This window comes from Streptomyces sp. NPDC005803 (assembly GCF_040630435.1).
Classification (GTDB): domain Bacteria; phylum Actinomycetota; class Actinomycetes; order Streptomycetales; family Streptomycetaceae; genus Streptomyces.
On the sequence record NZ_JBEXXO010000046.1, the window covers coordinates 20,954 to 33,734 of the forward strand.

Genomic DNA, 12,781 nt, shown 5'->3' on the forward strand with positions numbered 1-12,781 from the left:
CCCCATTGTCACCGGACGGCCCGGTGCTCGGTGAGCGCCCTCGGAACGAACTACGCTCGGGCCCCATGAGCGACCAGCACAGCTTCGAGACTCTCGCGATCCATGCGGGAAACACCGCCGATCCCCTCACCGGCGCCGTTGTTCCGCCCATTTACCAGGTGTCCACGTACAAGCAGGACGGCGTGGGCGGCCTGCGCGGCGGCTACGAGTACAGCCGCAGCGCCAACCCGACGCGCACCGCGCTGGAGGAGAACCTCGCGGCCCTGGAGGGCGGCCGGCGCGGACTCGCCTTCGCGTCCGGTCTCGCCGCCGAGGACTGCCTGCTCCGTACGCTGCTGACGCCCGGCGACCACGTGGTCATCCCGAACGACGCCTACGGCGGCACGTTCCGGCTGTTCGCGAAGGTCGCCTCGCGCTGGGGCGTGGAGTTCTCGGTCGCCGACACCTCGGACGTGGCGGCGGTCCGGGCGGCGATCACCCCGCGCACCAAGGCGATCTGGGTGGAGACCCCCTCCAACCCGCTGCTCGGCATCACCGACATCGCGGCGGTCGCCGGCGTCGCCCGCGCCGCCGGCGCGCGACTGGTCGTCGACAACACGTTCGCCAGCCCCTACCTCCAGCAGCCCCTGGCCCTGGGCGCCGACGTCGTGGTCCACTCCACCACCAAGTACATGGGCGGCCACTCGGACGTCGTCGGCGGTGCGCTGATCGTCGACGACCCCGAGCTGTCGGAGGAGTTGGCGTACCACCAGAACGCGATGGGCGCCGTCGCCGGTCCGTTCGACGCCTGGCTGGTGCTGCGCGGCATCAAGACCCTCGCCGTCCGGATGGACCGGCACAGCGAGAACGCCACCAAGGTCGCCGACCTGCTGACCCGCCATTCCAAGGTCACCCAGGTCCTCTACCCGGGGCTGCCCGAGCACCAGGGGCACGAGGTCGCCGCCAAGCAGATGAAGGCCTTCGGCGGGATGGTCTCCTTCCGGGTCGCGGGCGGCGAGGAAGCGGCCGTCGAGGTCTGCAACCGCGCGAAGCTCTTCACGCTCGGTGAGTCGCTCGGCGGCGTCGAGTCGCTGCTGGAGCACCCGGGCCGGATGACGCACGCCTCCGCGGCCGGCTCTCCGCTGGAGGTCCCGGCCGACCTGGTCCGGCTCTCCGTCGGCATCGAGAACGGCGACGACCTGCTCGCCGATCTGACGCAGGCGCTCGGCTAGGCAGTGTTACGCCCGGCTCAGGCCGGCAGGGGCCGGCTCGGACCGGTTCAGGGGCGGGGCCGACGACCGGCCTCGCCCCGGCTCTCCTCCTCAGACAGAGGCCTTCTCGTCCTCCAGCGAAGCCCTGACCTGCTCCCGCAGTTCGGGGCTGTCGGTGTGCTCGTGGACGGAGACCGCGTGCTCGGTCGCGGCCCGCACGACTTCCTCCTCCTCGCCGGAGATGGTCAGCGAGCAGTTCGACACGCTCGGGTACTTGCGGCAGTCGGCGATCTTTCTGGTCATCACAGCCTCCTCGGCCGGTGCCTTTCCAGGATAGATCGGTACAGGCCCGGCGAACCTCCCGCGCCTACCAGCCCTCCAGCGGCGGCGTCGTCTCGGCGGGCGGGGTCTGCCAGGGCTGGGCCACCACCGCCCACACCGTGAACGCCACGACCACCGCCGTCACCGTCACCAGCCACAGGCGGCGCACGGCCCGCCGGCGGCGCAGCAGCCGCGCCCCGCGTTCCGCCGCCCGCGCCGCCAGTGCGGCGGGCACCTGGGGATGCGAGGTCTCCAGCATCCGCCGGACCTCGTCCTCCTTGCGCCCGGTGCCGCTCACGACGCGGCCTCCACGGGCCGGGTGCGACTCCGTCGCGCGGTCGGGCGCCTGGTCCCGCGCATCGTGGCCACCGAGCGGTTGCAGACCGCGCGGACCCGGTCCACCGGCACTCCGAGGAGCGCCGCCGTCTGCTCCTCGGGGACGCCCTCGTACAGGCGCAGCACCAGGACCAGTCGTTCCTGCGGGGTCAGCCGCTCCAGCAGCCCGCCGCGCGGGCGGTGATGGCGCCACGCCTCCCGGGCGAACCGGGTGGCCAGATCCTGCCGGGTGCGGTCGTACGGGTCCTCGCCGTGCAGCCGGTCCCAGTCCGCGTACGTGCGGGCCAGCGCGGCCGTCAGGAGCCGCTGCGCGCCCTCGTTGGCCCCGTCCGGCTCCGCGGGTTCGGCCGTGAGCAGGGTCGCGGTGTGCAGCAGTCGGCCCGCCGCACCCGCCACGAAGGCCTCGAACTCCTGGGCGCGGCGCCGCTGTCGGCCCGCATGGCGCTCTCGCACGTGGTCAATCGGAGCGCTCGGCGGGCCCCGGGTCAACCCCCCCGGGGCCCGGGCCTGCCGCGCTATCCCGCCGGCGGAGTCTGGTGCGCGGCCTGCCGGGCGGCCAGGGCCGCGTTGAAGCGGGTGAGCAGCGCGCAGAACGTGTCCCGCTCGTCCTCGGACCACTCGTCCGTCACCTGGGACATCAACTCGCGCCGCGAGGACCGGACCTCGTCCAGCCGCGCGTGGCCGCGCGGGGAGAGCTGGAGCACGACGGCGCGCCCGTCCTCGGGGTGCGAGGTGCGCTTGACCAGACCGGTGTCCACGAGCGGCGCGACCTGCCGGGTCACCGTCGAGGAGTCGATCCCCATGCCGGCGGCCAGCGCCTTGACGCCCATGGGGCCTTCCCGGTCCAGCCGGTTGAGCAGCAGGTACGCGGCCCGGTCCATGGAGTTGCGCACCTGGCCGACGCCGCCGAGGCGGGTCTGCTCGGCACGCCGGGCGAAGACCGCCACCTGGTGCTGCAGAGCGTCGAGAAGGTGGTCGTGACCCGGGTTCTCCGGGGCGGCGCCCCCGGAAGGAGACGCGGCAGTCGTCATGTCCTGAGGGGGCATGGCCGGGAGCTCTCTTCGTGCGGTGTCGGATGGGTGGGGGACAGAGTACGCGGCCCCGGGGCAACGCGTACCAGTGCCGCACAAACCTGCGGACATCGACGCAGGAGGGGACCCGCGGAGGCGGTCGCGACCCCTTCGGGGCCGACCGGCGGCGGGGGCGGTGCAGCGGGGCCGGGTGCGCGCACCTGCGGCGTCGCGGTCCGTCGCCCTGGCCCGGCCCCGCCTCGGCCCGCCGCCTCGCGGCCGTACCGGCCCGGCCCCGCTCCCCGCCCACCCTCCGTCCGCCGGTCGGTCCCAGCTGCAAGACTTGCGGTATGAACTTCCCGCCGCCCGGCCGCTTTCCCGCAGTGATCCTCGATGACGTCCGGGGGGCGCAGAAGATGCTTTCCGGGGTCTCCAAGGTCACCCCGCTGGAGGGCAGCCGTCATCTTTCGGCCTTGGTGGGTGCTCCGGTCCAGTTCAAGTGCGAGAACCTGCAGCGGACCGGTTCGTTCAAATTGCGGGGCGCGTACGTACGCATCTCCGGCCTCACCCCCGTCGAGAGGGCGGCCGGCGTCGTCGCCGCGAGCGCCGGAAACCATGCGCAGGGTGTAGCGCTCGCGTCTGCGCTGCTCGGCGTACGGTCCACGGTCTTCATGCCGGTCGGGGCGCCGCTGCCCAAGATCGCCGCGACCCGTGAGTACGGGGCGCGGGTGCGGCTGCACGGCAACGTCGTCGACGAGACGCTGGCCGCGGCGCAGGAGTACGCGCAGGAGACCGGCGCGGTCTTCATCCACCCCTTCGACCACCCGGACATCATCGCGGGGCAGGGCACGGTGGGCCTGGAGATCCTGGAGCAGTGCCCCGAGGTGCGCACCATCGTCGTCGGCATCGGCGGCGGGGGCCTCGCGGCGGGGATCGCCGTGGCGGTGAAGGCGATCCGGCCCGACGTACGGATCGTCGGCGTGCAGGCGGCCGGCGCGGCCTGCTACCCGCCGTCGCTGGCCGCCGGCCGCCCCGTGTCGATCGGCTCCCTCCAGACGATGGCGGACGGCATCAAGGTGGGGCGCCCGGGCGACGTGCCCTTCGGCCTGGTCCGGGAGTGGGTCGACGAGGTCCGTACGGTCTCCGAGGACGAGCTGTCCAGTGCCCTGCTGCTCTGCCTGGAGCGGGCGAAGATGGTGGTGGAGCCGGCCGGCGCGAGCCCGGTGGCCGCGCTGCTGAGCGACCCGAAGTCGTTCCGCGGGCCGGTCGTGGCGCTGTTGTCCGGGGGCAACGTGGACCCGCTGCTGATGCAGCGCATCCTGACCCACGGCATGTCGGCGGCCGGCCGCTATCTGAGCCTGCGGCTGCGCCTGACGGACCGCCCCGGCGCGCTGGCGACCATGCTGGGCGTGCTCACGGTGGCCGATGCCAACGTCCTCGACGTCAGCCATGTGCGTACCGATCCCCGGCTCGGTCTCACCGAGGCCGAGGTCGAACTGCACCTGGAGACCAAGGGGCCGGAGCACTGCGAGGAGGTCGCGGCGGCCCTGCGCGGGGCTGGTTATCTCGTGATGGGCTGACCTCTTGTCGGTCGCGATGTATCGCGATACGGTGCCTGCGCTCGGTCCGAGGCGTACAGGTGTTCCTCTCGTGCGTTCACCGGGCGCGGAAACCCGGGCAAATCTAGGATCTGTGAGGAAGTCACCCGAACGCACTGGGGGAATCCCGTATGCCAGGCGCCATCTATGCCGAAGGTCTGGTGAAGACCTTCGGTGACGTACGAGCACTCGGCGGCGTCGACCTCGACGTACCGGAAGGCACCGTCCTCGGACTTCTCGGCCCCAACGGAGCCGGCAAGACGACCGCCGTACGCGTCCTCACGACGCTGCTCAGGCCCGACAGCGGCAGCGCCTTCGTCGCGGGCATCGACGTACTGAAGAAGCCCAACGAGGTGCGGCGTTCGATCGGGCTCTCCGGCCAGTTCGCCGCCGTCGACGAATACCTGACCGGCCGCGAGAACCTGCGGATGGTCGGCCAGCTCTACCAGATGTCGTCCCGGGACGCGAAGGCGCGGGCCGGAGAACTGCTGGAGCGCTTCAACCTCGCCGACGCCGCCGACCGCACCGCCAAGACGTACTCCGGCGGCATGCGCCGCCGGCTCGACCTCGCGGCGGCGCTCGTCGTCTCCCCGCCGGTCATGTTCATGGACGAGCCGACCACCGGCCTCGACCCCCGTAACCGCCAGCAGCTGTGGGAGGTCATCGAGGAACTCGTCGCCGGCGGTACGACGCTGCTGCTGACCACGCAGTACCTGGAGGAGGCCGACCGTCTCGCCCACGACATCTGCGTGATCGACCACGGTCTCGTCATCGCCCGCGGCACCTCCGACCAGCTCAAGGCCCGCACCGGCGGCGAACGCGTCGAGGTCGTCGTGCACCACCCCGACCAGATCGAACCGGCCCGCGACGTCCTCACCCGGCTGGGAAAGGGCGAGGCCACCGTCGTCCCGCACATGCGCAAACTGACCGTCCCGGTCGACGGCGGCGCCAAACTCCTCGCCGAGGTCATCCGCGACCTGGACGCCCGCGGAGTGGAGATCGACGACATCGGGCTGCGCCGCCCCACCCTCGACGACGTGTTCATCTCCCTCACCGGCCACGCCGCCGAGCAGGGGAAGAACGACGAGAACGGGGCGGACGCGCAGCTCGCCGCCCGGACGGAGGCAGCGAAGTGAGTGCCCTCACCGAGACGGCGGCGGCTCCCGCCCCGCGCTCCGGCGGCGGCGTCGGCCAGTCCGCCCGCGACTCTCTGGTCATCGCCCGGCGCAACCTGATCCGCATGAGCCGGATTCCGGAGATGATCCTGTTCGGGCTCATCCAGCCCGTGATGTTCGTCGTGCTGTTCAGCTACGTCTTCGGCGGCTCGATGGTGATCGGCGGCTCGACCAGTGCCGCCGGCTACCGCGAGTTCCTCATGGCGGGCATCTTCGCCCAGACGGTCACCTTCGCCACGGCCGGCGCGGGCGCCGGGATCGCCGACGACATGCACAAGGGCCTCATCGACCGCTTCCGGTCGCTGCCGATGGCGCGCGGCGCGGTCCTCACCGGACGCACGCTGGCCGACCTCGTCCAGACCACGCTCACCGTCATCGTCCTCACGATCGTCGCCCTGCTCGTCGGCTGGCGCATCCACGAGGGCGTCCCGAAGGCGCTGGGGGCCTTCGCCCTCCTGCTCCTCCTCGGCTACGCCTTCTCCTGGATCGGCGCGCTGATCGGCCTGTCCGTCCGGACGCCGGAGGCCGCGACCTCGGGCGGACTGATCTGGCTGTTCCCGGTCACGTTCATCTCGAACGCGTTCGTGCCCACCGAGAACATGGCCGGGTGGCTGCAGCCGATCGCCGAGTGGAACCCGTTCAGCGCGACCGTCCAGGCGTGCCGCGAGCTGTTCGGGAACCCGGGAGTCTCCCCCTCCGACGCGTGGCCGATGGTCCACCCCGTCTGGGCCTCGCTGATCTGGTCCGTCCTGATCATCGTGGTCTTCCGGACCCTGGCCGTACGCAAGTACCGCTCGGTGGCCGTCTGAGCGGGGCGAAGAGCCCCGCCGTCCTGGCGCAGCACGAAGCCCCGGCCGCATCCGGCCGGGGCTTCGCGCTGGGTGCGTGAGGTGTGCGGATCAGCCGGAGTACGGCTTCGCCGAAAGGATCTTGACCGTGGCGGTCTTGCCGTTCGGCAGCTCGTAGTCCGCGCTCTCGCCCATCCTCTTGCCGTTCACGCCCACCCCGAGCGGGGACTGCGGGGAGTAGGTCTCGATGTCCGCGCTCGCGTACTCGCGGGAGGCCAGGAGGAAGGTCGTCGTGTCGTCGTCGTCGCCGTCGAAGGCGATCGTCACGACCATGCCGGGCTCGACCACGCCGTCGTCGGCCGGCGCCTCGCCGACCTTCGCGTGCTCCAGGAGCTGGGTCAGCTGGCGCACCCGGAGCTCCATCTTGCCCTGCTCCTCCTTGGCGGCGTGGTACCCGCCGTTCTCGCGCAGGTCGCCCTCCTCACGGGCCGCCGCGATCTTTACGGCGATCTCCGTGCGCGCGGGACCAGACAGGTACTCCAGCTCGGCCTTGAGCTGGTTGTACGCCTCCTGCGTGAGCCAGGTGACGTTTTCGCTGGTCTGGGTCACAGGGTGCTCCTCGTCGGTACTGGGAATACAAAGCATCGCCCTACCCGGAAGCATGCGCTTCCACGGGTGGGCGAAACCACGAGCCTAACAATTCGCCGGGGAAAGGGGGAGCAGGTAAACGGCTGAGAGTGTGGAACCGCAGGTCAAAGCGGTCGAGAGTCGCTCAGCTCACCCGTGCGGCGGTCAACGCTACGCCCCGTCGTCGTCCGTGCACCCCAGCAGCTCGACGGCGGTCCCCCTGGACGTCGTGCGCAGGGTGAGGATCCGGTCGATCCGGTCGGTGGCGCCGTCGAAGCGGAAGTCCTTGCGGGCCACCTCCGCACCGTCCTCGCTCAGCGAGCGCAGGGTGCAGTAGCCCTTGGCGTCCCGGTCCTTGCGGACCTCCAGGTGCACGTCGACGCGATCGTCCGAGACGACCTTGAACTTGATCATCTCGGCGCTGAGGCCCTGGCCGCTCACATAGCCGAACCCGATCCAGCCGACCACGCCCAGCAGGGCGACGCCGAGGACCGAGCCGATGATCCTGAGCTTGCGGTCCGCGCGCTGGTCGGCGGAGCGGCCGTAGCGGTTCTCGGGAAGCGCCTCGCGCACCGCCGTCATGATCGTTCCTCCCGTACCGGGGACCGAGGAATTTTCCACCCCCCGGTTCGGTCACTATAGAAGCCTCCCGCCCGTCACCCGACCGCCACCCCACACCGTCGTCCGCGGGGCGACGCCCTTGATTTCGATGGCGACCAATCACTGAGGATCGAGTCTTGACTGAGCAGCTTCGACTGATGGCCGTGCACGCCCACCCCGACGACGAGTCGAGCAAGGGCGCGGCCACCATGGCCAAGTATGTGTCCGAGGGGGTGGACGTGCTGGTCGTGACCTGCACGGGAGGCGAGCGTGGCTCCATCCTCAACCCGAAACTCCAGGGCGACGCGTACATCGAGGAGCACATCCACGAGGTGCGCAAGAAGGAGATGGACGAGGCCCGGGAGATCCTGGGCGTCAAGCAGGAGTGGCTCGGCTTCGTCGACTCGGGTCTGCCCGAGGGCGACCCCCTGCCGCCGCTGCCCGAGGGCTGCTTCGCCCTGGAGGACGCGACCGTGGCGGCGGGACGGCTCGTCGCGAAGATCCGCGCGTTCCGGCCGCAGGTCATCACCACGTACGACGAGAACGGGGGCTACCCGCACCCCGACCACATCATGACCCACACGATCTCGATGATCGCCTTCGAGGGCGCCGCGGACACCGAGAAGTTCCCCGAGGCGGAGTTCGGCCCCGCCTGGACGCCGCAGAAGCTCTACTACAACCAGGGCTTCAACAAGCCGCGGACCCTCGCGCTGCACGAGGCGCTGCTGGCCCGCGGCCTGGAGTCGCCGTACGGGGACTGGCTGGAGCGCTGGAAGGAGTTCGAGCGCGCCGAGCGCACGCTGACCACGCACGTTCCGTGCGCGGACTTCTTCGAGATCCGCGACAAGGCGCTGATCGCGCACGCGACGCAGATCGACCCGGACGGCGGCTGGTTCCGCGTCCCGATGGACATCCAGCGGGAGGTCTGGCCGACCGAGGAGTACGAGCTGGCGAAGTCCCTCGTCGATACCTCCCTCCCCGAGAGCGACCTCTTCGCGGGCATCCGCGACAATGCCTGATATGTACGCGACTCAGGCACTGACGCACCTCGTCCCGCTCGCCGAGGAACTGGACAAGAACAAGGTGACCCCCGGGGTCCTCGGCTTCATCGTCTTCGCGGCGCTCGCCGTGGGCGTGTGGCTGCTGATGAAGTCGATGAACCGGCACATGGGCAAGGTCGACTTCGAGGAGGCCCCGGAGGAGCCGGCCGGCGCGAAGGACGAGGCGGAGCCCGCGGGCTCCGCGCGGCAGAAGTAGGCGGGGGCGGGGCGGCACCGGGCGACCGGCCGCTCCGTCCGTGCAGGCCCTGGCCGGCCCCGTCGACGACGGTATGGGCCCTGCCGGGCGGCCCCGCACCGGGTGCGTGACGAATCGCACCGGACGGCCGCAGGGCCGCGCCGTCGTGGCCGGACGCCCCGGGACGGGGCCCCCGAAGGCGCGGGTGTGTGCCCCGGAACGGCGCGGCACGAGGCCGACGGCGGTCGGCAGCGCCCCCGTGTTCACGGCCTTTCCGGGACCGGCACCCCCATGATCTCCCGGGCCTCGCGGGCCGGGAGCAGGCCCAGGCGCCAGGCCTGCCAGCCGTCCTCCAGGTCCACGCCCCGGTTCAGGACCACCCGGAACGCCTCCGCGCAGTCCTCCAGCTTCGCGTCCCGCGTCGCATGGCCGGCCTCGATCAGGTCGGCCAGTTCCTGCTGGGCCACCACCGTGCCCACCTCGACACCGCCCGCCGAGGCGTACGGCAGCAGCGTGCAGCGCAGGAAGCGGGCCCAGTCCGCGCCCCGCGCGTCACCGTACGAGTCGAACAGCCCGGCCGCCTCGCCGCACAGCTCCAGGGCCTGCGGCGCGCGCTGGTTGCCCGCGTCGATCAGGGCCAGCTCCAGAGCCGTCCACGCCTCCCCGTGGGCGACCCCGATGCGCCGGAAGTCCGCCCGCGCGTCCGCCAGCAACTGACGGGCGAAACCGGAATTGCGCAGGTTGCCCGTCTGCGCGGCCCGCTGGTCGCGGGTGACGCGCCCCGAGTGGTGGCGGGCGCACGCCAGCCCGTACACGTCCCGCATCCGCGAGAACATCGTGCGGGCCCGCTCCAGCTGCCGTACCGCCTGATCGGTGTCGCCGGCCTCCTCCAGGGCCTGGCCCAGGTAGTAGAGCGTCCACGCCTCGCCCCGCGCGTCCTCGCTGTCGCGGTGGCGGGCCAGCGCCGCGTTCAGCTGCTCGACCGCGGGGAACGGATCGCCGTCCAGCAGCCGGGCCCGGGCCAGCTGGGTCAGCGCCCACGCCTCGCCCCGCTCGTCCCGGGTCCGCCCGTACAGATCCAGGGCCGTACGCAGCGCCGCCTCGGCCCGCTCCACATCGCCCATCCGCAGCAGCACCTGACCCAGCTGGAACCGCGTCCACGCCTCCCCGTGCAGCGACTCGCCCTCGCGGTGCAGGACCAGCGCCGTGTCCAGGAGCTCCAGCGCCTCGGCCAGGTGGCCCCGGTCGCGCTCCACCGCGGCCAGGGCGTGCAGCGACCAGGCCCGGTCCTCCGCCTGCGCCGCGGAGGACTGCAGCGCGATCGCCTCCCGCAGCCGCGCCGACGCCTCCGTCAGATTGCCCTGGTGGTGCAGGGTGATGCCGAGCGAGCACAGCGCCAGCGCCGTACCCGAGTCGTTCCGCGCCTCGCGGTACAGGCCGACGACGGACGACAGCGTCGTGCGGGCCTTGTCCAGCTCGCCGAGCTGACGGGCCGCGATACCGGTCCGCCACTGCACCGACCGCTCCAGCAGCCCCTGGTCGACCGCCTGCGTCAGCTCGCTGATCTCGCCCAGCCGGTAGAGGTCGCCGCGCAGCAGGCAGTAATCGCACAGCGCGCCCAGCAGATCGAGCACCGCGCCCTGGTCGACGCCCTCGCTGTGCCGCAGCGCGGACGTGATGAAGCTCGACTCGTCGTCCAGCCAGCGCAGCGCCGCGTCGAGGGAGCTGAAGCCGTGCGCTCCGAACTGCCCGGCCCGGGTCGACATCTTGCCGTCGACCATCCGGATCACCGCACCCGCCAGCTCGGCGTAGTTCGCGATGAGCCGCTCCTGAGCGGCCGTGCGGTCCGCGGCCGTCTCCTCGTCGTTCAGCCGGGCCAGGGCGAAGCTCCGTACGAGATCGTGCAACCGGTAGCGGGAGCCCCGCACGTGGTCCAGCAGCCCGGCCCCGGACAGCGCGGTCAGCAGCCGCCCGGCCTCCTGCTCGTCGGCCGACAGCAGCGCGGCGGCCGCCGCGGCGCCCAGGCTGGCCCGCCCGGCCAGCGCGAGCCGGCGCAACAGCCGCCGCGCCTGCTCGGACTGGTCGGTGTAGCGCAGCCACAGGGCCCGCTCGACCGGCGGGACCGGTCCGTACGCGGCCAGGTCGGCGGCCAGGGCGCTCGGGGTGCGCTCCCCGAGCGCGGACCCCGCTATCCGCAGCGCCAGGGGCAGGCCGCCGCACAGCTCGGTGATCGCCTCGCTCGACGGGTAGTCGTACGGGCCCTGCCCGTCCTCCTGGGACGCCTCGCGCAGCAGCTCCTCCGCGCCGGCCGGGTCCAGCGCCCCGACCTCCAGCCGGTGCACCCACGCCGGGAGGGACGCGGGCAGTTCGAGGGGTTCACGGGCGGTGACCAGGACCAGGCTGTCCGAGCGCTCCGGGATCAGGGTGCGCACCTGCTCGGCGTCGCTCGCGTCGTCGAGGACGACCGTCACCGGGGTGCCGGTCAGATGCTGGTGGTACAGCTCGCTGAGCCGGCGCACCTGCTGCTCGGCCGAGGAGCTGTCGCGGAACAGCAGCTGTTCGCGGGGGGCGCCGAGCCGGTTCAGCAGGTGCAGCAGCGCGTCCCGGGTCGGCAGCGGCGGCTCGTCGTCCGCACCGCCGCGCAGATCGACCACGCACGCGCCCCGGAACTGGTCCTTGAGGCTGTGCGCCGCCCGCACGGCCAGGGTGGTGCGCCCGGCGCCCGGCGGTCCGTGCAGCACCACCACGGTCGGCTTCGTCTCCGTCGACGCGCGGCCCGCCTGCACCCACTGGGCGATCCGCGCGAGTTCGGCCCGGCGCCCCGCGAACTCGCCGTCGGCGGAGGGCAGATGGCTGAAGGACTGCTCCAGGAGCGAGCGCATGCGCGCTGCCGCGCTGCGGTCCGCGCCGCGCAGCCGCGGTGCGGCCCGGTCCGCAGCGGCCTTCTTCTTCGCCGGGGCGCGGGACGAGGCGGTCAGCATGCGCTGCTGGTCGATGAAGGGCCGGATGCCCCGTACCTCCAGGGCCGTCAGCCACTGCAGGCGGAGCTGCTCCGTGCCGCCGGGCTGTCCGAGCGCTCCGGCCCGGCGATGGGCGGCCGGCCAGTGCGAGGCGGTGACCTTGACGACGGTGGCGGTGGCGCCCGCGACCGCGACGACGGCGCCCGCGCCGAGCGCCAGGCCGGACGCCGTGCCGAGCGCCACGTCCGCGCCGAACGCCGCGGCGGCGGCAACTCCCGTGACGACCAACGGCGTTCCCATCGCCGCCCGGCTGAACCGCTGAGCCAGCGGCTGCTGCCCGGCCGCCGCCGCGTCGAGCGCCTGGGTGTACGCGGCGTACTCCTCGTCCGCCCCGGCCGCCAGCGTGTCGAGCGCGGCGCGGCCGCGGGCCGTCAGCGTGGCGGGGTCGGTCCGGCCGCCCGAACGGCGCACCTCTTCCTCCACGGCCCGAGCCAGCAGCCGTTCGGCTTCCGCCCGGTGGCTGTCCCGCATCCGCATAGGTCCCCCTCGGTTCCCCGCCCTGCCGGCCGGTCCGGCGTCCGGCCGCTGGATGACCAGTCTCGTGCCTGGGACCGGTGCGCGACAGGGAGTCCACGAGACTGCGCCGCCGGACCTGCCTGCCGTACGTCCCGTCCGCCCGCCCTTCTCGGGCAGGCGGACGGGACGCGGCGGCTTCCGGGTCCACGGTGACGGCACCGGAGGCGGGGCGCCTGCGGCGTCGTGGCCGTCAGTAGCGGTAGTGGTCGGGCTTGTACGGGCCTTCGGCCGGCACGCCGATGTACGCGGCCTGCTCGGGGCGGAGCGCGGTGAGCTTCACGCCGAGCGCGTCCAGGTGGAGACGGGCGACCTTCTCGTCGAGGTGCTTGGGCAGCACGTAGACGTCGGTCGGGTACTCCTCGGG

14 protein-coding genes are annotated in these 12,781 nt (G+C 72.6%); 6 read left to right on the forward strand and 8 right to left on the reverse strand.

Going from position 1 to position 12,781, the window contains the following annotated elements:
* Window positions 1–65: 65 nt before the first annotated feature.
* Entirely contained in the window at window positions 66–1,211 is a 1,146-nt protein-coding gene (locus ABZ454_RS37185) for a cystathionine gamma-synthase (RefSeq protein ID WP_359543905.1), read from the forward strand.
* A gap of 90 nt (window positions 1,212–1,301) precedes the next feature.
* Here ABZ454_RS37185 and ABZ454_RS37190 read toward each other — a convergent pair whose 3' ends face one another.
* The 4 genes from ABZ454_RS37190 to ABZ454_RS37205 form a co-directional block, all read right to left on the reverse strand.
* Entirely contained in the window at window positions 1,302–1,493 is a 192-nt protein-coding gene (locus tag ABZ454_RS37190; RefSeq protein WP_356325505.1) for a DUF1059 domain-containing protein, read from the reverse strand.
* 64 nt (window positions 1,494–1,557) lie between these two features.
* The gene (locus ABZ454_RS37195; protein WP_359543906.1) at window positions 1,558–1,809 is read right to left on the reverse strand and encodes a hypothetical protein; all 252 of its coding nucleotides are present in this window, start codon (window positions 1,807–1,809) and stop codon (window positions 1,558–1,560) included.
* Entirely contained in the window at window positions 1,806–2,300 is a 495-nt protein-coding gene (locus ABZ454_RS37200; RefSeq protein WP_359543907.1) for a sigma factor-like helix-turn-helix DNA-binding protein, read from the reverse strand. Before ABZ454_RS37200 ends, ABZ454_RS37195 begins: the two co-directional genes overlap by 4 nt.
* A 62-nt stretch (window positions 2,301–2,362) precedes the next feature.
* The gene (locus ABZ454_RS37205) at window positions 2,363–2,893 is read right to left on the reverse strand and encodes a MarR family transcriptional regulator (protein WP_356325499.1); all 531 of its coding nucleotides are present in this window, start codon (window positions 2,891–2,893) and stop codon (window positions 2,363–2,365) included.
* Window positions 2,894–3,207: 314 nt separating this feature from the next.
* Here ABZ454_RS37205 and ilvA point away from each other — a divergent pair, with 314 nt between their 5' ends.
* The 3 genes from ilvA (at window position 3,208) to ABZ454_RS37220 (ending at window position 6,439) form a co-directional block, all read left to right on the forward strand.
* Complete coding sequence (gene ilvA, locus ABZ454_RS37210) at window positions 3,208–4,437, forward strand: threonine ammonia-lyase (protein WP_356325497.1); 1,230 nt, start codon at window positions 3,208–3,210, stop codon at window positions 4,435–4,437.
* 149 nt (window positions 4,438–4,586) lie between these two features.
* Window positions 4,587–5,591, forward strand: a complete 1,005-nt coding sequence (locus ABZ454_RS37215; RefSeq protein WP_359543908.1) for an ATP-binding cassette domain-containing protein — start codon at window positions 4,587–4,589, stop codon at window positions 5,589–5,591.
* A complete protein-coding gene (locus ABZ454_RS37220; RefSeq protein ID WP_356325493.1) occupies window positions 5,588–6,439 on the forward strand; it encodes an ABC transporter permease in 852 nt (283 codons plus the stop codon). The genes ABZ454_RS37215 and ABZ454_RS37220 overlap by 4 nt, the downstream gene beginning before the upstream one ends.
* 90 nt (window positions 6,440–6,529) lie before the next feature.
* On the opposite strand, the gene greA is transcribed toward ABZ454_RS37220, so the two are convergent.
* Together greA and ABZ454_RS37230 are read right to left on the reverse strand one after the other, a co-directional pair.
* Entirely contained in the window at window positions 6,530–7,027 is a 498-nt protein-coding gene (gene greA, locus ABZ454_RS37225) for a transcription elongation factor GreA (protein ID WP_356320081.1), read from the reverse strand.
* A gap of 189 nt (window positions 7,028–7,216) precedes the next feature.
* Complete coding sequence (locus ABZ454_RS37230; protein WP_356320079.1) at window positions 7,217–7,627, reverse strand: DUF4307 domain-containing protein; 411 nt, start codon at window positions 7,625–7,627, stop codon at window positions 7,217–7,219.
* Window positions 7,628–7,782: 155 nt separating this feature from the next.
* Between ABZ454_RS37230 and mca the strand changes: the two genes are divergently transcribed.
* On the forward strand, window positions 7,783–8,664 hold the full coding sequence (gene mca / locus ABZ454_RS37235) for a mycothiol conjugate amidase Mca (protein ID WP_356320076.1): 882 nt from the start codon (window positions 7,783–7,785) through the stop codon (window positions 8,662–8,664).
* Between the two features lies 1 nt (window position 8,665).
* Window positions 8,666–8,902 carry a hypothetical protein gene (locus ABZ454_RS37240; protein ID WP_359543909.1) on the forward strand — a complete coding sequence of 79 codons (237 nt, stop codon included), beginning with the start codon at window positions 8,666–8,668 and terminating at the stop codon, window positions 8,900–8,902.
* 242 nt (window positions 8,903–9,144) lie between these two features.
* On the opposite strand, the gene ABZ454_RS37245 is transcribed toward ABZ454_RS37240, so the two are convergent.
* Complete coding sequence (locus tag ABZ454_RS37245; protein WP_359543910.1) at window positions 9,145–12,378, reverse strand: tetratricopeptide repeat protein; 3,234 nt, start codon at window positions 12,376–12,378, stop codon at window positions 9,145–9,147.
* Window positions 12,379–12,607: 229 nt separating this feature from the next.
* A partial coding sequence (locus ABZ454_RS37250) for an adenosylhomocysteinase (protein WP_359543911.1) occupies window positions 12,608–12,781 on the reverse strand: 174 nt, incomplete at its 5' end.